The 22,114-nt window shown below is 65.1% G+C and carries 14 protein-coding genes and 4 pseudogenes; 10 read left to right on the top strand and 8 right to left on the bottom strand.

From position 1 onward, the window contains the following. Window positions 1–11: 11 nt before the first annotated feature. The 3 genes and pseudogenes from proS (at window position 12) to ACQ86E_RS33055 (ending at window position 3,395) form a co-directional block, all read left to right on the top strand. Window positions 12–1,331, top strand: coding sequence for a proline--tRNA ligase (gene proS, locus ACQ86E_RS33065; RefSeq protein WP_431203511.1), 1,320 nt, complete (start codon window positions 12–14; stop codon window positions 1,329–1,331). Between the two features lie 72 nt (window positions 1,332–1,403). Continuing rightward, window positions 1,404–2,684, top strand: coding sequence for a lipoprotein-releasing ABC transporter permease subunit (locus ACQ86E_RS33060; RefSeq protein WP_431203510.1), 1,281 nt, complete (start codon window positions 1,404–1,406; stop codon window positions 2,682–2,684). A 7-nt stretch (window positions 2,685–2,691) separates the two neighbouring features. Further along, window positions 2,692–3,395: pseudogene (locus tag ACQ86E_RS33055) on the top strand (ABC transporter ATP-binding protein). Between the two features lie 129 nt (window positions 3,396–3,524). Here ACQ86E_RS33055 and ACQ86E_RS33050 read toward each other — a convergent pair. Beyond that, window positions 3,525–4,603: pseudogene (locus tag ACQ86E_RS33050) on the bottom strand (zinc-binding dehydrogenase). Window positions 4,604–4,711: 108 nt separating this feature from the next. Here ACQ86E_RS33050 and ACQ86E_RS33045 point away from each other — a divergent pair. Next, window positions 4,712–5,485 (top strand): helix-turn-helix transcriptional regulator, encoded by a 774-nt coding sequence (locus ACQ86E_RS33045; RefSeq protein WP_431203509.1) that lies wholly within the window; start codon window positions 4,712–4,714, stop codon window positions 5,483–5,485. A gap of 69 nt (window positions 5,486–5,554) precedes the next feature. On the opposite strand, the gene ACQ86E_RS33040 is transcribed toward ACQ86E_RS33045, so the two are convergent. The 3 genes from ACQ86E_RS33040 to ACQ86E_RS33030 are packed head-to-tail and all read right to left on the bottom strand — an operon-like array spanning window position 5,555 to window position 8,900. Next, window positions 5,555–6,745: a class I SAM-dependent methyltransferase gene (locus ACQ86E_RS33040; protein ID WP_431203508.1), complete on the bottom strand. Its 1,191-nt coding sequence runs from the start codon at window positions 6,743–6,745 to the stop codon at window positions 5,555–5,557. Between the two features lie 17 nt (window positions 6,746–6,762). Next, the gene (locus tag ACQ86E_RS33035; RefSeq protein WP_431203507.1) at window positions 6,763–7,560 is read right to left on the bottom strand and encodes a DUF1365 domain-containing protein; all 798 of its coding nucleotides are present in this window, start codon (window positions 7,558–7,560) and stop codon (window positions 6,763–6,765) included. Next, window positions 7,557–8,900 carry an NAD(P)/FAD-dependent oxidoreductase gene (locus ACQ86E_RS33030; RefSeq protein ID WP_431203506.1) on the bottom strand — a complete coding sequence of 448 codons (1,344 nt, stop codon included), beginning with the start codon at window positions 8,898–8,900 and terminating at the stop codon, window positions 7,557–7,559. The genes ACQ86E_RS33035 and ACQ86E_RS33030 overlap by 4 nt, the downstream gene beginning before the upstream one ends. A 194-nt stretch (window positions 8,901–9,094) precedes the next feature. Here ACQ86E_RS33030 and ACQ86E_RS33025 point away from each other — a divergent pair, with 194 nt between their 5' ends. After that, on the top strand, window positions 9,095–9,907 hold the full coding sequence (locus ACQ86E_RS33025; protein ID WP_431203505.1) for a DUF1295 domain-containing protein: 813 nt from the start codon (window positions 9,095–9,097) through the stop codon (window positions 9,905–9,907). A gap of 1 nt (window position 9,908) precedes the next feature. Next, window positions 9,909–10,943 carry an SAM-dependent methyltransferase gene (locus ACQ86E_RS33020; protein ID WP_431203504.1) on the top strand — a complete coding sequence of 345 codons (1,035 nt, stop codon included), beginning with the start codon at window positions 9,909–9,911 and terminating at the stop codon, window positions 10,941–10,943. Between the two features lie 4 nt (window positions 10,944–10,947). Here ACQ86E_RS33020 and ACQ86E_RS33015 read toward each other — a convergent pair whose 3' ends face one another. From ACQ86E_RS33015 to ACQ86E_RS33000, 4 genes are all read right to left on the bottom strand, one after another. Next, the gene (locus tag ACQ86E_RS33015) at window positions 10,948–11,352 is read right to left on the bottom strand and encodes a DUF2177 family protein (protein ID WP_431203503.1); all 405 of its coding nucleotides are present in this window, start codon (window positions 11,350–11,352) and stop codon (window positions 10,948–10,950) included. Window positions 11,353–11,405: 53 nt separating this feature from the next. Continuing rightward, window positions 11,406–12,572 (bottom strand): MFS transporter, encoded by a 1,167-nt coding sequence (locus tag ACQ86E_RS33010; protein WP_431203502.1) that lies wholly within the window; start codon window positions 12,570–12,572, stop codon window positions 11,406–11,408. Window positions 12,573–12,772: 200 nt separating this feature from the next. Next, on the bottom strand, window positions 12,773–13,021 hold the full coding sequence (locus ACQ86E_RS33005; RefSeq protein WP_431203501.1) for a DUF3551 domain-containing protein: 249 nt from the start codon (window positions 13,019–13,021) through the stop codon (window positions 12,773–12,775). A gap of 19 nt (window positions 13,022–13,040) precedes the next feature. Next, window positions 13,041–13,361 (bottom strand): DUF3551 domain-containing protein, encoded by a 321-nt coding sequence (locus ACQ86E_RS33000; RefSeq protein WP_431203500.1) that lies wholly within the window; start codon window positions 13,359–13,361, stop codon window positions 13,041–13,043. Between the two features lie 254 nt (window positions 13,362–13,615). Between ACQ86E_RS33000 and ACQ86E_RS32995 the strand changes: the two genes are divergently transcribed. The 4 genes and pseudogenes from ACQ86E_RS32995 to ACQ86E_RS32980 all read left to right on the top strand — a co-directional run bounded on the left by ACQ86E_RS32995 (window position 13,616) and on the right by ACQ86E_RS32980 (window position 22,038). Continuing rightward, window positions 13,616–14,335, top strand: coding sequence for an outer membrane protein (locus ACQ86E_RS32995; RefSeq protein ID WP_431203499.1), 720 nt, complete (start codon window positions 13,616–13,618; stop codon window positions 14,333–14,335). Window positions 14,336–14,822: 487 nt separating this feature from the next. Beyond that, window positions 14,823–18,325, top strand: a pseudogene (dnaE, locus tag ACQ86E_RS32990) (DNA polymerase III subunit alpha). Window positions 18,326–18,568: 243 nt separating this feature from the next. Further along, the gene (locus ACQ86E_RS32985; RefSeq protein WP_431203498.1) at window positions 18,569–19,339 is read left to right on the top strand and encodes a carbonic anhydrase; all 771 of its coding nucleotides are present in this window, start codon (window positions 18,569–18,571) and stop codon (window positions 19,337–19,339) included. Window positions 19,340–19,510: 171 nt separating this feature from the next. Further along, window positions 19,511–22,038: pseudogene (locus ACQ86E_RS32980) on the top strand (caspase family protein). The last annotated feature ends 76 nt before the right edge of the window (window positions 22,039–22,114 follow it).

The raw sequence follows: 22,114 nt of genomic DNA, 5'->3' as shown, positions 1-22,114 counted from the left end.
AGAGTATTGCCATGCGGTTGTCGCGGTTCTTTCTGCCCATTCTGAAGGAAAATCCGAAAGAGGCGGAGATCGTCTCGCATCGCCTGATGCTTCGCGCCGGCATGATCCGCCAGGAGGCGGCCGGCATCTATGCCTGGCTACCGCTCGGGTTTCGGGTGCTGAAGAAGATCGAGCAGATCGTTCGCGAAGAGCAGGACCGCGCCGGTGCGCTGGAACTGCTGATGCCGACGCTCCAGCTCGCGGACCTCTGGCGTGAGAGCGGGCGCTACGACGCCTATGGCCCGGAGATGCTGCGCATTGCCGACCGCCACAAACGCGAGCTGCTGTACGGGCCGACCAACGAGGAAATGATCACCGAGATATTCCGCGCCTACGTCAAGTCCTACAAGAGCCTGCCGCTCAATCTCTATCATATCCAATGGAAATTCCGCGACGAGCAGCGTCCGCGCTTCGGTGTGATGCGCGGCCGCGAGTTCCTGATGAAGGACGCCTATTCGTTCGACCTCAACGAGGCGGCGGCGCGCGTCGCCTACAACAAGATGTTCGTGGCGTATTTGCGCACCTTCGCGCGGATGGGCCTGGAGGCGATCCCGATGCGCGCCGAGACCGGCCCCATTGGCGGCGATCTCAGCCACGAATTCATCGTGCTGGCCGAGACCGGCGAATCCGGCGTCTTCATCAATCGCGACGTGCTGGACCTGCCGGTGCCGGGCGAGGACGTCGATTACGAGGCCGATCTGACGCCAATCATCAAGCAGTGGACCTCGGTCTACGCTGCCACCGAGGACGTCCACGACGCCGCGCGGTTCGAGCAGGAAGTGCCCGCCGACAAGCGGGTGAACACCCGCGGCATCGAGGTCGGCCAGATCTTCTATTTCGGCACGAAATATTCCGACGCCATGAAGGCGCTGGTGGCCGGCCCTGACGGCGTCGACGTGCCGATCCATGGCGGCTCCTATGGCGTCGGCGTCTCGCGCCTCCTCGGTGCCATCATCGAGGCCTGCCATGACGATGCCGGCATCAAATGGCCCGAAGCGGTCGCACCGTTCCGCGCCGTGGTGCTGAATCTCAAGCAGGGCGATGCCGCGGTCGATGCGGCCTGCGAGAAGCTCTACGCCGAACTCGCCGCCAAGGGCGTCGATGTGCTCTACGACGACACCGATCAGCGCGCCGGCGCCAAATTCGCTGCGGCCGACCTGATCGGCATTCCCTGGCAGATCATGATCGGGCCGAAGGGACTTGCCGACGGCAAGATCGAGCTGAAGCGGCGCGCCGACGGCACACGCGAGAATCTGTCGCCTGCGGACGTGATTGCTCGGCTGGTCGCCTGAATAGTGTTCATCGCGCGATAATGGGCCGGCAATCCGGCCACAATTGACCCCGAATCATGGGATTATCAAGCGATGGATGAAACCATGACCGAGACCAAGCCAACCGCACCTTTTGCGCCTTTCGAGTGGATGCTGTCGGCGCGCTATCTGCGCGCACGCCGCAAGGAGGGATTCATTTCGGTCATCGCCGGGTTCTCCTTCCTCGGCATCATGCTGGGCGTGGCGACGCTGATCATCGTGATGGCCGTCATGAACGGCTTCCGCAAGGAGCTGCTCGACAAGATCCTGGGGCTGAACGGCCACATCCTGGTGCAGCCTTTGGAATCGCCGCTGACCGACTGGAAGGACGTCGCCGACCGCCTCAGCCAGGTTCAGGGCATCCGGCTGGCTGCTCCCGTCGTGGACGGCCAGGCGCTGGCGTCCTCGCCGTGGAACGCGTCGGGCGTGCTGGTGCGGGGCATTCGCGCCGACGACCTCAACAACCTCACCTCGATCGCCAAGAACATCAAGCAGGGCTCGCTGGAAGGCTTCGACGACGGGCAGGGGGTCGCGATCGGCAGGCGCCTCGCCGACCAGCTGTCGCTGCATGCCGGCGACAGCATCACGCTGGTGGCGCCGAAGGGCGCAGTCACGCCGATGGGCACGACGCCGCGCATCAAGCCCTACAAGATCGTCGCCGTGTTCGAGATCGGCATGTCCGAATACGACCTCGGCTTTGTGTTCATGCCGCTTGCGGAGGCCCAAGCCTATTTCAACCGCAGCAATGATGTCACCTCGATCGAGGTGTTCACCACCAATCCCGATCAGATCGTCGCCTTCCGCAAGGCGGTGACGGAGGCCGCGGGCCGGCCGGTTTTCCTGGTCGACTGGCGGCAGCGAAACTCGACCTTCTTCAACGCGCTCCAGGTCGAGCGCAACGTGATGTTCCTGATCCTGACCATGATCGTGCTGGTCGCGGCGCTCAACATCGTCTCCGGCCTGATCATGCTGGTGAAGGACAAGGGGAGCGACATCGCGATCCTGCGCACCATGGGGGCCTCGCAGGGCTCGATCATGCGCATCTTCCTGATCACGGGCGCCTCGATCGGTGTGGTCGGCACGCTGGTCGGGTTCATCGTCGGCCTCGTGATCTGCCTCAACATCGAATCGATCCGGCAGTTCCTGTCCTGGCTGACCAGCACCGAGCTGTTCTCGCCGGAACTCTATTTCCTGTCGAAACTGCCCGCCGACATCGACGTCGGCGAGACCACGGCCGTCGTCATCATGGCGCTGACGCTGTCGTTCCTTGCGACGCTCTACCCGTCGTGGCGCGCCGCGCGCCTCGATCCCGTCGAAGCGCTGCGGTATGAGTGAGGGGCTGATGGAGCAGCAGCAGGGGGCGGAAGATGTACCGGTCATTTATCTCCACGAGATAAAGCGGCAGTACTTGCAGGGCGAGGTGCCGCTGACGATCCTCGACGGCGCCAAGCTCGCGCTGTGGGCCGGCCAGTCGGTCGCGCTGGTGGCGCCGTCGGGCTCGGGCAAGTCGACGCTGCTGCACATCGCGGGGCTGCTCGAAGCCCCGATTCCGGCGAGGTCTACGTCAACGGCGCGCCGACCTCGCAACTGCCCGACATCGAGCGCACCCAGCTTCGCCGCACCGACATCGGCTTCGTCTACCAGTCGCACCGGCTGCTGCCGGAGTTCTCGGCGCTGGAGAACGTCATGATGCCGCAGATGATCCGCGGCCTGAAGAAGTCCGAGAGCGTTAAGCGCGCGAAAGAGATTTTGGGCTATCTCGGCCTCGGCGACCGCATCACCCATCGCCCGGCCGAGCTGTCGGGCGGCGAGCAGCAGCGCGTCGCGATCGCCAGGGCGGTTGCGAACGCGCCGCGGGTGCTGTTCGCGGACGAGCCGACCGGCAATCTCGATCCGCACACCGCGGACCACGTGTTCCAGGCGCTGATGCAGCTGGTCAAGGCAACACGCGTCTCGATGTTGATCGCGACCCACAACATGGAGCTGGCCGGCCGCATGGACCGGCGCGTCTCGCTGTCGAACGGCCAGGTCGTCGAGCTCGAATAATCAAAACTGCGAAAACAACCCCATGCACAGTAGCCGGCTTTGGCCGGCTTCGAGCGAGGTCATAGCTCCCAGCCCTTTGACATGGCGCTCAAAACCGCTGCGGCGGCGCATCGCCGCCGCGGACGGCCGTTATGGCCGGATCACCGTCAGTTTGAACGGTCCGCCATTGGCCGCCGCATGCGCGACGGCGTCGTTGGCGTGGTCGAGGTCGAAGTCCGTCGCCCCGTACTCCTCCAGCCGAAGCAGCCCTGATCGTACCAATGCGATCAGACGGCTTGCGGCGTCCGGCGGATACATCCAGACGCCGTGGATTCTGATGCAATTGCGCATGATCCAGGGATAAGGCAGCTCGAGACCGGCGCCGCCGGACATGCCGACGCCGCCCATCAGCACGACGCGGCCATATGGGCGCACCGTCATGATCGCCGCGCGCACGACGGTGGTGCTGACCGAGGGCGGCATGATGTCGAACACGCAGTCGATGGGCCCGGCGCTGCGCGCTTCATGCTCTCGCGGTCTTCGTCTTCCTTGCCGGTGAGCTTGACCGGCTTCACCCGATCGCCGAAACGGCGGACGAGATCGGCCAAAATTGTCTCGTTACGGCCCGGCGCCACCACGCAGGCGGCGCCCATCGCCAGCGCGACCGATACGGCCGCACTGCCGAAATTGCCGGTGGCCCCGCTCACCAGCACGATCTCGCCCGGCTGAAGGTTGGCGGCGAGGAACCCGCCATAGGGCACCAGCAGCGTCCCCAGTGCGCACCATTGCGTGGCTTCGTCGGATGTGATCGTACCGAGTCGTTTGACGTTCTCGGTCGGCACCCGCATCTGCTCGGCAAACGAGCCATGGCGGAAATGCTGTTGCAGGCGCATGCCGCCCGGACCGGCGGCCGTGAGGCCTTGCAGGGCGATGTCCGGCGCGACGGCGTCGTCGCGCGAACGCACCGTCGGGTCGCAGAACACCCAGTCGCCGATCTGAAGCTTCGTTGCGTCAGGACCGATCGCCCGTACCCGGCCAATGCCGCCTGGGCCCGGGATGATCGGCAGGTCGAGCGCATAATTGCGCTCGCCGCTGAAAACCTCGTTCATGTAGGACAGCACACGCGTGGCGACGATGTCGACGACGACCTCGCCGGTGCCGACGGTTGGTGCCGGAACGTCCTCGATGACGAGCGGCGATCCAAAGGATTTGAGTACGGCGGCTTTCATGATCTCACCTCAAGGTCGGGTGAAGCTGATATGTGCCGTCTTTGCAAGAGCAAGAAGGCCTGGTATTATCCTAGTATCCGCTAGGCCCTCCATCGCGGGAGCGACATCATGGCCGACCCACGCCGCGTCGAATTCGGCGACTTCCTGCGGTCCCGCCGCGAAAAGCTGACGCCGAAGACGGTTGGACTTCCCGCAGGCAGCCGGCGTCGCACCACGGGGCTCCGCCGCGAGGAGGTCGCGCAGCTCGCCGGCATCGGCGTCGACTGGTACATCCGGCTCGAGCAGGGCCGCACCGTCAGCCCGTCCGTCACCACCGTCGACGCGCTGGCCCGCGCGCTACGGCTGAGCAAGACCGAGCACGCCCATCTGAAAGCGCTGGCGCGCGACGGCGATAAGCGCGCGTTCACGCGCGAGATCGTGCCGCCGCCGATCCAGCGGCTGGTCGAGAGCCTGCCGCATCCGGCCTACATCACCGGGCGGCGCTGGGACGTGCTGGCCTGGAACGAGGCCGCCGAGCAGGTGTTCGCGTTCGGGCGATTGCCGGAGGGAGATCGCAACACGATGCTGCTGATGATGACTAACAAACAGACGCGCAAGGCCTACGGCGCCGGCTGGGCGGAGGTCGCCAAGCGCATGGTCGCGATGTTCCGCGCCACCCACGACGTCTGGGCCGGCGATCCCGCCTTCGCCGAATTGCTGACGCGGCTGCGGCAGGGCAGCCCGGAATTCGTCAAATGGTGGGAAGCCCACGAAATCCGCTCCACCGCCTCCGGCCTGAAGACGATGTCGCATCCGACCCTCGGCGTGCTGCATTTCGAGCACACGAGCTTTCAGGCCAATGACGATCCCGCGCTGAAGCTGGTGATCTATACGCCGGTGTAGGGGCAGTGCCATTGAAGATGGCGCGAGAAGCCTGGCGCTCTGAGGAGCCCGGGCAGATGTTCGGCCCAGTCACCGCGTCAGCTTGAAGATGCTGACGTCGATGGCGCTGTGTCGAAACCCGGTTTCGCAGTAGGCGAGATAGTATTCCCACATCCGGCGAAACCTTGTGTCGAAGCCGAGAGATTCGATTTCGGGCCACGACCCCAGGAAGCGATCGCGCCAGTCGCGAAGCGTGCGGGCATAGCTCAGACCGAACGACTCCCGATCCGTTACCGTGAGCATGGCGTTGGCGGCGTGCTCCTCCACGATCTCGGCGGTCGGCAGCATGCCGCCCGGGAAGATGTGACGTTGAATGAAATCGGGACAGGCGCGATAGGCATCGAAGCGCGATGGCGCGATCGTGATGATCTGCAGCACTGCAACGCCGCCCTTGACCAGGCTCGACCGCAGCTTCTCGAAATAGAGCGGCCAGTAGCGTTCGCCGACCGCCTCGAACATCTCGATCGAGACGATTCGATCGAAACGTCCGACGATGTCGCGATAATCCTGGAAGAGAATGGAGGCCTTGCCGGCCTCGATTTCCGCCGCGAGGCGCTTGCGCGCATACTCCAGTTGCGACGTGGAGAGGGTCACGCCGGTGACGGCCGCATCGTAGCCACGAATGAGATGCTCGGCCAGTGATCCCCAGCCGCACCCGATCTCGAGAACCCGCTCGCCGCCCTTGAGGCCGAGATGGCCGGACACCCGTTCGAGCTTGTTTCGCTGCGCGGCTTCAAGCGAAAGCTCCGAGTCATAGATCGCGGAGGAGTAGTTCATGCCCTGATCGAGCCAATGGCGATAGAAGTCGTTACCAAGGTCGTAGTGGGCGGCAATGTTCTTCTTGCTGCCGGTCCTGGTGTTTTCGTTGGCGCGGTGCCGGATCCAATCCAGGAAGCGAGCCGGGCGAGAGCTGGCGAGACTGGCAAAAACCGTTTCGTTTCGAATGAGAAAGTCCAGCACGCCGACAAGATTGTTGGTCGACCAATCACCGGCAATATAGCCATCGGAGAAGCCGGCCTCGCCGGTGAGCCAGATTCGCCGCAGGGCCCGCCAGCGATGCACCGTGATGGTGACGTCGCTGCCCAAATCCCGTGTGCCGAAATCGAGATGCTGACCATTCGGTAGGGCGATCCGCAAATGGCCCGACTGAACCCGTGGAAGCAGCCGTTCAAACATCCAGGTTGCGAGCCGCGAGGGCCCGGAGGCGACGTCGGAGGACATCAAGGAGGAATCGGACCTCAAGATTGCATACCTCGACCGTTGACGACTTTGACCGCGCCATGCGCCGGCTGACGTGCATGAAAGCGAAAGCCCTTCAGCACCATCCGCAACGCATGCCAATGAATGCCCGCGATGACCTTCATGGTCAGCAACGGGTGGCTGGCAAAAGCCTTCAGAAGGACACCGTCGGTCAATTCGTGACGGGCTCCGGAAAGCGATGCGGCGATGATGGTCTTGTCGTTCTCCTTGCCTTGGATGGAAACCTCCACCCGCGCGGCCGGAGGCCGGACGCGAAATCCGTAGGACATGTCCATGCCGAGAAACGGCGAGACGTAGAACCCTTTGGGGCAATGCTGCTCGACGATCTCCGACGCGCGGCCGTTCACCGGCCCCTGGACCGGCATCACATAGCTGTGCCGCTCTCCGAAGGTGTTGTGAACCTCGTAGATGATCGCCTCGAGCGAGCCGTCTTGCCTGACGCAAAAATAGACGCTCAGCGGATTGAAACCATAGCCGAGGATGCGGGGCATGCAGAGCAGCTTGATGACGAGCTGGTCAGCCTGGCATCCAGCCTGCCGCAGCAGGGCCCTGGCCTGCTTCAGAAGCGGCAGGTCACTGCCATCGCCATGGTCTGAATCATGGAAGCTGGCGAGATTGAACCGGTTCCGGGAGAAGAAGGTCAGCTTTTTCGAAAGGCTTTCGACTTCGCTCAGATCGAGCAGCATCCAGAACACCCGGTAGCGCAGACGATGCGCCCGGGGCATAAAGCGTCGGTGAACAACCTGACCAGTATATAGGCACGAAGAAGACGTCATGCGGCAAGTCGCCCGCTCTGATGACAGCTCGCATCGTCAATGTAGATGCGGCCGGACTCGTTTTCAACACGCCATGGTCGCCTGACGCCGCCGAGTGTTTCGGCAACGGCGAGCCCGGACTGGAGCCCGTCCTCGTGGAAGCCGGCGCCGAAATAGGAGCCGCAGAACCACAGGCGATCCTGGCCTTGCAGGGACCACAAGCGGCGCTGTGCGCTCATCGCGGCGGCATCGAAAATCGGGTGCTCGTAGCATTCCTCGTGCAAGACCTGCCTGGGCTCGACCAGGGGATTGAGCGTCACGAACAAATTCTGCGCGGTCGGCAGGCGCTGCAGCGCGTTCATCCAGTAGGTCACGGTTGGACTGTCCGCGGCGCCTCGGCCGCCGATGTAGTTCCAGCTCGCCCAAGCCGCCTTGCGCTGCGGCATCAGCACCGGATCGCTATGGAGCACGGCGCGGTTCTGGCTGTAGCGGAATGCCCCGAGCAGGCTCCGCTCCTCTATGGTGGGCTCGTCCAGCAGCGCAAGGGCCTGGTCGGCATGCGCAGCGATCACCACGTCGTCGAAATGATCCAGATGGCCGCCGCAATCCCTGACCTCGACGCCGTCCGGGCGCCTGCGGATCGCCGTGACACCCCGGGCAAGACGGATGCGGTCCCTGAAGCGATGCGTCAACGCATCGACGTAAGTCCGGCTGCCGCCGACGACCGTCCGCCATTGCGGCCGGTTGCGCAGGCGCAGCAGGCCATGATTGTCGTGAAAGCGAATGAACGAAGCAGCAGGATATTGCAGCATCAGGCTCGGCGACGACGACCAGATCGCGGCCGCCATCGGCAACAGATGGTCGCTGCGGAAGACCTCGCCGTAAGTGCCAGCATCGAGATACTGCTCCAGGGAGGACAGGTCGTCGAGGGATGACAGATCCCGCGGCGCTTCGCGATAGAAGCGCCAGAGATCGCCAAGCATCGACCAGAACCGCGGGCGGAACACATTGCTGCGTTGCGCGAACAGCCCGTTCAGGCTGCTTCCCGAATATTCCAGCTCGCCCTCTTCGAGGGAGACGGCGAACGACATCTCGGAGGGATGCGTCGGCACATCGAGATGGCCGAACAGCGCCGTGAGATTGGGATAGGTCTTCTCGTTGTAGACAATGAACCCGGTATCGACCGGGACCGTTCCATCAGGCGTGCTGACCTCGACGGTGTTGGAGTGACCGCCGAGCCGGCGGTCTTGTTCATAGACCGTCACGTCGTGCTTCTGGCTCAGGAGCCACGCCACGGACATTCCGGAGATACCGGTTCCAACGACCGCGATCCGCTTCCGCGGTCCGATTTCACCCTGCATCTGCCCCGTCCTCGTGGTTACCTGCGCCCGATCGCCGATCTTTACGTCCAGAGACAGATACGGATGAGATGCGGCTTTGGATCAGGTCGATCCGCGATGATCCAAAGCCGTTCTGCATGCGTATCAAGTCGTATGCAAACCACCAGTGTAGCGGTCAGGGCCAGGCCCCGATCACCACGAGCCAAGGGGCCTGAATGACGGCCTCCACATTTACACTCGGTCTGGCCTCCGTATCGGCGGCACTGTCCGTCATCATGACCATGGCCTGGCTGGTCTGGCGCGCGTCGCGAAATTCCGGCTGGGTCGATACCATCTGGACGTTCGGGCTTGGCTTCGTCGGCTTTGCCGGCGCCTTCACGGCCAGGCCGATGCATTTTCACAGCGTCCTCGTCGCGGCGATGGCGGCGATCTGGGCGCTTCGGCTCGGATCCCACATCGCGCGCCGCACCCGGGGCATCACCGACGATCCGCGCTATGCCAGGCTCATTCGGGACTGGGGCGCGGACGCACCATCGAACATGTTCTGGCTGTTGCAGAAGCAGGCGGTCGTCAGTATTCCGCTCGCCCTGTCAATGTGGCTGGCCGCAAATGCGCCGGGGCCGGTGTCTCCGGCGCAAACCGCGATCGCGATCCTGATTTTCGTCGTGGCCGTCGCAGGCGAAGGGATCGCCGACGAGCAACTTCGGCGGTTTCGCCATGACGCAGCCAACAGGGGCAAAATCTGCGACGTCGGGCTGTGGCGGTGGTCGCGTCACCCCAATTACTTCTTCGAATGGCTGGGTTGGCTTGCCTATCCCGTCCTCGCCATCGACCTCGGCGGACACGACCCCTGGGGCTACGTCGCGCTGGCGGCGCCGCTCTGCATGTACTGGCTGCTGGTCTATGTCTCCGGCATTCCTCCGCTGGAGGAGCACATGCTGGCGGCTCGCGGCGATGCGTTCCGGAGATACCAGGCCCGCACGAACGTCTTCTTTCCATGGCCGCCAAAGACAACCGCAGGAGGCTAGCATGATATTGGCAGAGACGGCGATCCAACTGGGCGAAGCACTGCCGTGGCCCGATCGTGTCAGCACGGCGGTCATCGGCCGCCTGGTCGAACGCACCCGGCGCAGCCTGGCGCTATGTCCTGAGGGTTCGGACGCAGGCTTCGCGCGTGCCATCGCAGCGTTGCCGATCGCGATCAACACGGCCGAGGCCAACGTCCAGCATTACGAGATCCCGGCGCGGTTCTTCGAGATGATCCTCGGTCCGCAGCGCAAATACTCCTGCTGCTTCTATGCCGACGATCGCGATACGCTGGCGCTGGCCGAAGAGCGCGCGCTGGAGCTCACCGCCGGGCATGCGAAACTGGCGGACGGGCAGGATATTCTCGAACTGGGATGCGGCTGGGGTTCCCTGTCGTTGTGGATGGCGCGGCGCTATCCGCGCTCACGCATCACGTCCGTCTCGAATTCGGCGTCGCAGCGCGACTTCATCCGTCGGCAGGCCTTGGCTGGGAATCTTCGCAACCTCTCCGTCGTCACCGCCGACATGAACGAATTTGTTCCCCAGGGAAGTTTCGATCGGATCGTCTCGGTGGAGATGTTCGAGCATATGGTCAACTGGCGGCCTTTGTTGACGCGCATGCGCGCCGCGTTGCGCTCCGATGGCCTGCTGTTCCTGCACATCTTCACCCACAAGTCCGGCTCGTACCGGTTCTCGCCTGAGAACCGGGCGGACTGGATTGCGCAGCATTTCTTCACCGGCGGCATCATGCCGAGCCGGGGGCTGATCCGGCAGTTTGGCGATATCTTCGGCGTCGACGAGGAGTGGCAGTGGAACGGCCGGCACTATGAGAAGACAGCGAGGGACTGGCTGGCCAATTTCGACCGAAATCGCACAGAGATCTTCGACGTGCTGAGACAGGTTTACGGCAAGGACGCGCGCCTCTGGCAGCGGCGATGGCGATTGTTCTTTCTCGCCACGGCCGGCCTGTTCGGTCACGCCGGCGGCGAGGAGTGGGGTGTCAGCCACTTCCTGCTGGCGCCATCACCTTCCGCTTGAGGTGTCAGGCGTTCGAAACGGCGCGAACCACGAGAAAGCTGACGAAGGCAGCAAGAGCGGAAGCCGCTGCGCCATAGACGATATCGAGCACGGTGAGCTGGAGCGTCCAATTGCGCAGGGTTGCGTAATTGGTCAGGTCGTAGGTGGCGTAGGCGAGGGCGCCGAACAGCGCGCCATATCCGACGGCCGCGGTGGGCGAGCCGGACTTCAACCCGGGCATGACGGCGAAGACCAGAAGTCCTACCGGATAGATCAGATAGAACGCGATCGCGGGGGCGATGCGGAGATCGGTCAGCAGAATGTCTCCAAGCGTCGGCTTGTAGAGGCGGGGACCCATCAGGCTGAGCCAAACGGCGTCGACTGCAGCGAAAGGTATCAGCACGGCGATGTAGCCGATCAAATAGGTCATCGGGCGCTCCGAGATTGACGACCTGACTTATACGCCTGTCGACGGCCGCTGGATCAGCGCGGCTGCATTGCAGCCTGGGAGACCGCGGCCGTTCCACGGCCGGAATCCCGCCACGCGACGATCCAGATCAGGAAGCCGAGCAGCGCCAGCCCGGCGCCGACCGGACCGGTGGAGGTCCAGCCCAGCCCCTCGCGAATGGCGAGGCCGCCCAGGAACGGGCCGAGCGCATTGGCGGTGTTGAAGGCCGAATGGTTCAGCGCCGCTGCGAGCGCCTGCGCATCGCCGGCGACGTCCATCAGCCGGGTCTGCAGGATGGCGCCGAGCGAGACGCTGGCGCCGATGGCGAAGATGTCGGCCGCCAATAGCCACGGATCATGGGCCGCCAGTGGAAACAGCAGCAACGCGACCGCGGCAAACAGCAGGATGGCACCCGCCGTCGGCATCAATGCGCGGTCCGCAAAGCGTGGCACGAACAGATTGCCGAGCGTGGCGCCGACGCCGAAGATGGCGAGGAAGAACGGAATCGCCGCGGTGCTGACCCTGGTGACCTCGATCAGCGTCGTCGCCAGATAGGTGTAGACGGCGAACATGCCGCCGAAGCCGATGGCGCCGATGCCGAGCGTGAGCCAGACGCGGCCGCTTCGGAGCGCGCCAAGCTCACGCAGCGGATCCGACCTGCCGGCCCGGTCGCGCGGCGCGAACAGCGCGCAAAGCATCACCGTGAGCAACGCCAGCACCGAGACGAGGCCGAAGCTCGCGCGCCAGCCGACTGCCTGCCCGATCAGATTGGCGAGGGGCACGCCGATGATGGTGGCGCCGGTCAAGCCGAGCATGACCTGGCCGATCGCCTGCGAGCGTCGGTCAAAGGGAACGAGCGAGGCTGCGACCAAAGCCGCGATGCCGAAATAGGCGCCGTGCGGCAGCCCCGAGAGGAAGCGGGCCGCGATCATCCAGCCGAACCCGGGTGCAAGCGCGGTGAGCGCGTTTCCGAGCGCGAACACGATCATCAGGACCAGCAACTGCGTCCGCCGGGCAAAGCGCGCACCGAGCACGGCGATTAGCGGCGCGCCCAGCACGACGCCGAGCGCGTAGGCACTGATCGCGTGTCCCGCGGTCGGCTCGTCGATTCCGAGGTCGGCGGCGAAAAACGGCAGCAGGCTCATCGATGCGAATTCGGTGGTTCCGATCGCAAAGCCGCCCATCGCGAGCGAGAACAGCACGATGGCGAGGTGAGGGGGAGCCGATGGCGCGCTTGCGCGGGGGAGGTCGCTTGAGGCGAGGTCGTCATATGTCCTGCATTGGTGGCGTCAACGGGAACCAGCCCAGCGAACGTCGCCACCCCTGCAAGATTTCTCCGTCGTACTTAATCCGGGGGCAGACGGCGTCAACACCGGAGCTCCCTTGCGAGGGCCGCCGCATATCAGCGTCCCGATTGGCCGTCGATGCGCTTCGGCCGGCGAGGGGCCTTCGGCTTGCCCTGCGCAAAATACGGATTCACGGCGCAGCTCGCCGAACGCCCGACCGCGAGATATCGGCACTGCGCGAGCGAGGTGTAACGGCAATCGAAATAGCCGACGGGGCCGTAGATCTGCATGCAGACTGGATAGCTCGGATCATAGGTCTGGGCGCGGACAGCCCCGCTCGCAAGAAGCAGCCCGGTCACGAGCATGAGGGCGGCGCAGCGCATCTCAGCGCGGCAGGTAGTAGCCCGGTGAAAAGCCCGGCACCTGTGCGCGCGGACGATTCTGATAGGCGTAGGGATCATCGCTCTGGCCGGCGAAATAGGGATTCGCGATGCAGGTGAGCGCACGGCCCGAGGAACTCGCCTGACATTGCGCATACGTGTCGAACGTACAATTGCTCAGCCCCGGCCATTCATCGCCGGTGAGGCAGAATGCGTGATGCGTTCCGAATGCGCGTGCCGGCGTGCTCGCACCCATCGCAAATGCAAATGTGGCGATGGCAAGCGAAAATGTGGCGACAATGGGAAGAGCAATTCGTCCACGCATTTCGATTCTCCAATCACGGAATTGTGCGTGCGTCGGTGTTTACGCGCGCATGCAGTTTAAGTCGTGTAGTCGACATTGGAACTCATGAAAACTCTTGTTTCAAAGGGTTTCCTGCGCGCGCTGCTAAACATCCATTAACGCAGCGTCGGCCTTTGGCTGGGACTGTTGCGTCGCGGTTACAGCAATTCCGTCGATCACTGTTATGACCACGACACGGCCCGGGGGCCTACTGAAGAAACTGGAACGGGATTCAAATGAACAAGAATTTGTTGCTTGCCGCTGTCAGCCTCGTTGCGCTCAGCGCGACTGCGCCGGCGCTGGCGGCTGACCTCGCTGCGCGGCCTTACACCAAGGCGCCGGCGATGGTCGCCACGATCTATGACTGGAGCGGCTTCTACATCGGCATCAACGGCGGCGGCGGTTCGTCGCACGCGACCTGGGATTTCGTCGGCGTCGGCCGCGAAGGTTCGCATGATGCGACCGGCGGCACGGTCGGTGGCCAGGTCGGCTATCGCATGCAGTCAGGTCAGTGGGTGTTCGGCATCGAAGGCCAGGGCAACTGGGCCGACTTCTCGGGCGACAACGCCAGCGCGCTGTTCGCCACCCGTAACCGCACCAAGATCGACGCGTTCGGTCTGATCACCGGCCAGGTCGGCTACGCCTGGAACAACGTCCTGGTCTACGTCAAGGGCGGTGCCGCCGTGGTCAGCGACAAGTACGAGATCTCCAGCGCCGCCGGTGCGCTGCTCGCTTCGACCAGCGACACCCGTTGGGGTGGCACGGTCGGTGCCGGCCTCGAGTACGGCTTCGCCCCGAACTGGTCGGTTGGCGTCGAGTACAACCACATCTTCCTGTCCGACAAGGACGTGACCTTTGCTGGCTTCGCCGGCACGGAGCGCATCAAGCAGGACGTCGACATGGGTCTCGTCCGCCTGAACTACAAGTTCGGTGGCCCGAGCCTCGCCCGCTACTAAGACACGCCGCTTCGCAAGAAGCGATCGTGGAAAGCCCCGGCCTTGTGCCGGGGCTTTTTTATTACGTAGATTCAGCGAGTTAACCATCCCATTTCGAGATGGCACAGACGGCTTGACTCCCAAGAACGAAATGAGAACAATGTTCTGTATCCGTTCTGGTGATGGAGTAAGCCATGTTCAAGATTTTCGTGGAAGAAGCCGCCGCACTCGCCTCGATCTCGCTGTTCGTCGGGATGATCGCAATCTGGGCGCAGGTGATTCCGCAGCTCTAGGGCAGCAATCGGCGCCCTGGACCCCGACTGAGGCCCGCGGCGTGGGCTTGGGGAAAAGCAGGACGACGCGGCCGATCGGCCGCTCGGGCGTGGACTCTGAAGCAGTGACGCCCCACCATTGTCAGGCGAGTCGGCCGGGCGGATGCAGAATGCTCTCATGATCCCCTGGAGCCGGCGACCGCTCCATCTCATCTGCAAGAGGCCGTCACGCGACCATGCCGAGCGCCGGATTTGTCCACCTTCACGTTCACTCGGCCTATTCGCTGCTTAAGGGCTCGATCAAGATCGCCAAGCTCGCCGAGCTCGCGAAGAAGGATCATCAGCCGGCCCTGGCGCTGACCGATACCGACAACATGTTCGGGGCGCTGGAGTTCTCCGACAAGATGGCGGGCTCCGGCATCCAGCCGATCGTCGGCTGCGAGCTCGCGATTGATTTCGGCGACCAGGATCCCAGCGCGCGCAACGCGCTTCCGCCCTCGCGCGTGGTGCTGCTGGCGGCGCAGGAGCGCGGCTATCGCAGCCTGATGCGGTTGAACTCGCGGGCGTTCCTCGAATCGCCTGACAGCCACGCACCCTTCATCAAATTCGATTGGATGGAAGGCGAGACCGAAGGCCTGATCGTGCTGACCGGCGGCCCTGACGGGCCGATCTCGCTGGCGCTGTCGGCGGGACACGTCGAGCTTGCGGCCGTGCGCTGCGAGCGTCTGGCAAATCTGTTCGGCGATCGCCTCTACGTCGAATTGCAGCGACACAACATCGACAGGGAGCGGCGCGTCGAAAGCGGCCTGATCGACATCGCCTACGCCAAAGGCCTGCCGCTGGTCGCCACCAACGAGCCGTATTTCGCCGCGACCGACGATTACGAGGCGCATGACGCGCTGCTGTGTATCGCCGGCGGGCGGCTGATCGCCGAGACCGATCGCGTGCAGCTCACGCCCGATCACCGCTTCAAGACCCGCGCCGAGATGGCGGTGCTGTTCGCCGACATTCCGGAGGCGTTGGCCTCGACGGTGGAGATCGCCGAGCGCTGCTCGTTCCGCCCGATGACGCGCAAGCCGATCCTGCCGTTCTTCACGGTCGGCGCCGCCGCAAGCTCGGATGCCGCCGCGGTCGAAGCGGCAGAATTGAAGCGGCAGGCGGAGGAGGGGCTTGCCAACCGCCTGCGCGTGCACGGCCTCTCGCAGGGGACGACGGACGAGGACTACAGCAAGCGCCTGGCGTTCGAACTCGACGTCATCATGCGCATGAAGTACGCGGGCTACTTCCTGATCGTGTCGGACTTCATCAAATGGGCGAAGGGCCAGGGCATTCCGGTCGGGCCAGGCCGCGGCTCCGGCGCAGGCTCGCTGGTGGCCTGGGCGCTGACCATCACCGATCTCGATCCGATCAAGTTCGGCCTGCTGTTCGAGCGCTTCCTCAATCCGGAGCGCGTCTCGATGCCGGACTTCGACATCGACTTCTGCCAGGATCGCCGCGGCGAGGTGATCAAGTACGTGCAGGAGCGCTACGGCCGCGATCAGGTCGCGCAGATCATCACCTTCGGAACGCTGCAGGCGCGTGGCGTGCTGCGCGACGTCGGTCGCGTGTTGCAAATGCCCTACGGCCAGGTCGACAAGCTGACCAAGCTGGTGCCGCAGAATCCCGCCGCACCGGTGACGCTGGCGGCCGCGATCGAGAGCGAGCCGAAGCTTCAGGCGTTTCGCGACGAAGACCCGGTGGTCGCGCGTGCCTTCGACATCGCGCAGCGCCTCGAAGGCCTGACCCGCCATGCCTCGACGCACGCGGCCGGCATCGTGATCGGCGATCGCCCCTTGAGCGAGCTCGTGCCGATGTACCGCGATCCCAAGTCGGACATGCCGGTGACCCAGTTCAACATGAAATGGGTCGAGCCGGCGGGCCTCGTGAAGTTCGACTTCCTCGGCCTGAAGACGCTGACCGTGCTCGACGTCGCGATCAAGCTGCTCAAGCCGCGCAACATCCACGTCGATCTCGCCACGCTGCCGATCGACGATGCCGAGAGCTACCAGATGCTGGCGCGCGGCGACGTGGTCGGCGTGTTCCAGGTTGAAAGCCAGGGCATGCGGCGCGCGCTGATCGACATGCGCCCCGACCGTTTCGAGGACATCATCGCGCTGGTCGCGCTGTATCGCCCGGGTCCGATGGCGAACATCCCGACCTATTGCGCGCGCAAGCACGGCGACGAGGAGCCGGAATATCTCCACCCCGTGCTGGAGCAGATTCTCAAGGAGACCTTCGGCGTCATCATCTACCAGGAACAGGTGATGCAGATCGCGCAGGTGATGTCGGGCTATTCGCTCGGCGACGCCGACCTGCTCCGCCGCGCCATGGGCAAGAAGATCCGCGCCGAGATGGACAAGCAGCGCGACATCTTCGTCGCGGGCGCGGTGAAGAACGGCGTGCCGAAGGGGCAGGCCGAGACCATCTTCGAGCTGCTCGCCAAATTCGCCGACTACGGCTTCAACAAGAGCCACGCGGCGGCTTATGCGTTGGTGTCCTACCACACCGCCTACATGAAGGCGCATTATCCGGTCGAGTTCATCGCGGCGTCGATGACGCTGGACCTGAACAATACCGACAAGCTCTCCGAATTCCGCGCCGAGGCGCAGCGCCTCGGCATCAAGGTCGAGCCGCCGAACATCAACCGGTCCGGCGCGACCTTCGAGGTCGGCGACAAGACCATCTACTATGCGCTCGCCGCCCTGAAGGGCGTCGGCATCCAGGCCATCGACCAGATCATCGAGGAGCGCGCCAGGCGGGGACTGTTCACCTCGCTCGCCGACTTCGCCGCGCGGGTCAATCCGCGTGCGATCAACAAGCGCATCATCGAGAGTCTCGCGGCCGCCGGCGCCTTCGACACGCTGGAGCCGAATCGCGCCCGCGTGTTCGCCGGTGCGGATGCCGTGCTCGCCGCCTGTCAGCGTTCCCATGAAGCGGCGACCGTCGGGCAGAACGACATGTTCGGCGGCGCCGCCGACGCGCCGACGATCATGCTGCCGCAGGTCGAGCCGTGGCTGCCGGCCGAAAAGCTTCGCCGCGAATACGACGCCGTCGGCTTCTTCCTGTCCGGCCACCCGCTCGACGATTACGCCACCGTGCTGAAGCGGCTGCGGGTGCAGAGCTGGGCCGAATTCTCGCGGGCGGTGAAGACCGGCGCGACCGCCGGCAAGGTCGCCGCCACCGTGGTGTCGCGCATGGAGCGGCGCACCAAGACCGGCAACAAGATGGGCATCATGGGCCTGTCCGATCCGACCGGCCATTTCGAGGCGGTGCTGTTTTCCGAGGGCCTCGCGCAATATCGCGACGTGCTGGAGCCCGGTGCCGCCGTGCTGCTCCAGCTCGGGGCCGAGCTTCAGGGGAGGACGTCCGCGCCCGCGTGCTGCACGCCGAGCCGCTGGATGACGCCGCCGCCAAGACGCAGAAGGGCCTGCGCATCTTCGTGCGCGATACCAAGCCGCTGGACTCGATCGCCAAGCGATTGGCCGGACCCGACATGGCGGCCTCGAACGGCGCCGCGCCGAAGACCGCCAGTCCCGGCCTCGCGCCGCGCTCCAACGGCGATGGCGAGGTTTCGCTGGTGATGATGCTCGACCTCGAGACCGAAGTGGAGATGAAGCTGCCCGGCCGCTTCAAGGTCTCGCCGCAGATCGCGGGTGCGATCAAGGCCGTCGCGGGCGTGGTGGACGTGCAGCAGCTCTAAAGCGCGACAAGATCTGGATGAATCGTCGTACTCGGGTCTTGCGCGAACACGACCTCTCTGTAAGGCCGCTGACGACTTCCTGATGCTCCGGCAGCCGATCTCGAAGATTTGCAGGCGGGCGCAGGCCGGTGCAGTTTCGCGCCGCAGCAATCATAAGATGCATGGGGCGTTTTTTGTGATTTTTTCACATTGGCGTACCTATCATTGCGACGCTTCCATTCATTCCACACCGGGAAACGTCATATGTGCGATAAGTGCTCTGGAGCTCGGCTCGAAGAATCTCTGCACCAAAACATCGTGCCGTCGCGACGGTCCGCGATGTTGTTCGGCGCCGCTGCGTTTGGCATGGCCATCGCTGGCGGAGCTTTCGCAAACGGCGCCTTGGCAAAGGGAACGAAGCAGCCTCCTAAGCCTGATAACGTGCTGTCGCCGGACGCATCGCTGAAGCGGCTGATGGAGGGCAATGAGCGCTACGTCTCGGGCGTGTCGCGGCGCCATGACTTCAAGCACGAGCGCGAGGCCCTGGTCGGTGGACAGAATCCGTTCGCGGCCGTGCTGAGTTGCGCCGACTCGCGCATCGCGCCGGAATATGCCTTCGACACCGGTCGCGGCGATCTGTTTGTCTGCCGCGTCGCCGGAAACTTTGCCGGCACCGAGACCGTCGCCAGCATGGAGTACGCGGTCGCCGTGCTCAAGACGCCGCTGATCCTCGTGCTCGGCCACGATGCCTGCGGCGCGGTCGATGCGACGCTGAAGGCGATCAAGGACAATAGTACTCCGCCCGGCCACATTCCAACACTGATCGATGCAATCGCGCCCGCCGCCAAGGCCGCGATGCAGCAGGGCGGTGACGTCCTCAACAAGGCGATCCGGCAGAACGTGGTCGACAACATCGCCAAGCTGAAGACCGCCGCGCCGATCCTCAACGCGGCCGCGGAGCAGGGCAAGCTGAAGGTCGTCGGCGGCATCTATCGGCTATCGACGGGGGCAGTCGATCTGATCGCGGAGAGCTGACCGGGCAGGAGCCTCGCGCCGCAATATCGCGAGGCTTACACGGGCCTGACGCCGGGTTTGGTCGGCGGCCATGCCGCCGCCTCAATCCCTGCTTTTCGTTCAAGAGCCATTCAGCCGGCCGCATGTCTCATGTACGGTGGCAGCTCAACAACGAAAGCGGGCAAGCAAGCCATGCGTGGAACGCTCAGAATCTTCATCCGCCTTCTCCTGCCCATCGTGGTGGTCGCCGCGGGCGCGCTCGGCCCGGCACGCGCGCAGCAGCAGGAAAAGCGCATCGCGCTCGTGGTCGGAAACGGCGCCTATGCCAAGTCGCCGCTGGCGACGACCGCGAACGATGCCGGGCTGATCGCGCAGACGCTGCAAGCGGCGGGCTTCGACGTCGTCGGCGCGCGCGATCTCGACGGCGACACGATGCGCAAGAGTTTTCGCGATTTCATCCAGAAGGCGCAGGCCTCGGGACCCGGCACGGTCGCGATGGTCTATCTCGCCGGATACGGCGTACAGCTTGCCGGCGAGAACTATTTCATCCCGGTCGATTCCAACATCACCCGCGATACCGATGTTCCGACCGAAGGCCTGCGCGTCAGCGACTATCTGCGTCAGCTCGCTGCCATTCCGCTCAAGGCCAACATCGTCGTGCTCGACGCCGCACGGGCGCAACCCTTCATCGAGGGCGGCCAGCCGATCGCGAGCGGGCTGGCGCTGGTCGAGCCTGATCCGAACATGCTGATCGCCTTCAATGCTGCGCCCGGCACCGTGGCACCGGAGGAGCCCGGGCCTTACGGCATCTATGCGCAGTCGCTCGCGGAGATGATCCGCACCGGTGGCCTGCCGCTGCCCGAGGTGTTCGATCGCCTGCGCCTGCGCGTCAACGAGGCCAGCAAGGGTGCGCAGGTGCCGTGGAACGAGCAGAAGATCTCCGTGCCATTCTCGTTCTTCGAGCGTGGACCCGACGCCCCGCCGCCGCAGACCGCGCCGGACCAGGTCGCGGCGACCCGTAACAAGCCTATTCGCGATCTCGGTGCGCAGGATGCCTACGCGGCCGTGCTCGAGCGTGACACGCTGCCGGCCTATGAGGAGTTTCTCGCGGCCTATCCGAATGACCCGATGTCGAAGCGGGTGATGGCGATCGTCGCGGCGCGCCGCGAGGCGATCACCTGGCGGCGGACCTATCGAAACGACACGCCGGAAGCCTATTGGTCCTATCTGCGCCGCTATCCGCGTGGGCCCCATGCGGGTGACGCGCGCCGGCGCCTCGCGATCCTCACGGCGCCGGTCGAGCCGCCGCCGAGCTTCGCGATGATCGACTATGACGTGCCGCCTCCACCGCCGGAGGAGATCGTCTATGTCGACCGTCCGGTGCTGCTGTTCGGCGATCCCGTGTTCGGCTTCGCGCCGCCGCCGCCGCCGCCGGTCTACTATTTGCCGCCGCCGCCGCCGGATTTCGTCGTGCTCGAGCCGCCGCTGCCGGTGGTCGGCCTGTTCGTGCTGCCGCAGCCGATGTTCGTGCCGATCCCGGTGTTCGTCAGACCGCCGATCTACGTCGCGCCGCCGCCGAACAACCTCATTTACCGGAACATCCATAACACCACCGTCATCAACACCGTGATCAACCGGCCGCCGATGCCGCCGCCGCCGGGCGCGGGGCCCGGCGGTCGACCTGGACCTGGCGCTGGACCGGGAGTCTTGCGCCGGCTGTTGCCGGCCGCGCCAACCCGGTCGGTCCAGCCGTGCCGCAGGCGGTCGCGCAGCGCGCGGCCCTGATCCAGCAGGGCAAGGCGCCGATGCCGCCGAGCGCGACGATGCAGCCGACGGCGAGGCCCGGGACTCCGCCGGCGACGCCGGCCAATGTCGCGCCAAATGCAGGACCGGGCGCGAGACCAGGTGCCGTACCGAATGCCGTCCCCGGCGCTGCATCGACCGCTGCGCCGCCGACCAGGTTGCCCCAGGCCAATACGCTGCCGGTTCCCGGAGCCCATGGTGGCCCGCCGGCGCCGCCAGCGGGGGCAGGGACCCCGCCGGGCGGTCGGCCCGCGCCGACGTCGAACTTACCCGGCGGGCCGCTGCATCCGGGTGTGCCGACCACTGCGGCGCCAGGCACGACACCGCCCGGTCGCCCCGGTGTGCCAACGGCTGCCGCTCCGGCGACGGCTGCGCCCACCGTCACAAATCCGGCCGTTGCACCCGGCCAGATGCCGAAGCCGCCAGTGGCACAGACACCGCCCGCTGCGGGCGCGCCGGGCACGCCGCCCGGCGGCATCGCGGGACGGCCGGTTGTCCCGCTGCCCTCGGCAGCTCGCGAGCCAGCCAGGCCACAAAATCTGCCGTCGGCTGCTCCAGCTCAGGCGTCCCGGCCATCGCCATCGCCACCATCACGGCCTCAGGCCGTGGCGAGGCCGACCGCTCCGCCGCCGCAGATGACCCGGCCCGCACCGCCGCCGCGTGTGGCATCGCCTCCGCCGGTCCGGGCGGCTCCGCCCGTGGCCGTAGCACGGCCTGCGCCGCCACCGATGGCGCGGCCCGCGCCCCCGCCGCAGATGGCTCGGCCGGCACCGCCGCCGCCGGTCGCCCGGCCGGCACCGCCACCGCCGCCCCGGATGGCTGTCGCGCCCCCGCCGCGCCCGGCGCCACCCCCACCGCGTCCCGCGGCGCCGCCGCCTGCTGCGAAGAAATGCCCGCCGAACCAGCCGAGGTGCTAGCGGAGGGCGGCAATCGTGGAATGGGCCTTCGGCGGGCGAAAACCGCCCCTGAAGGCCCTTATTTCCTTGCTTCTGG

The organism is Bradyrhizobium betae (assembly GCF_050632175.1).
Taxonomy (GTDB): Bacteria; Pseudomonadota; Alphaproteobacteria; order Rhizobiales; family Xanthobacteraceae; genus Bradyrhizobium; species Bradyrhizobium betae_B.
Note: the sequence above shows the minus strand (reverse complement) of the source record. Positions and strands in the feature narration are given on the sequence as shown.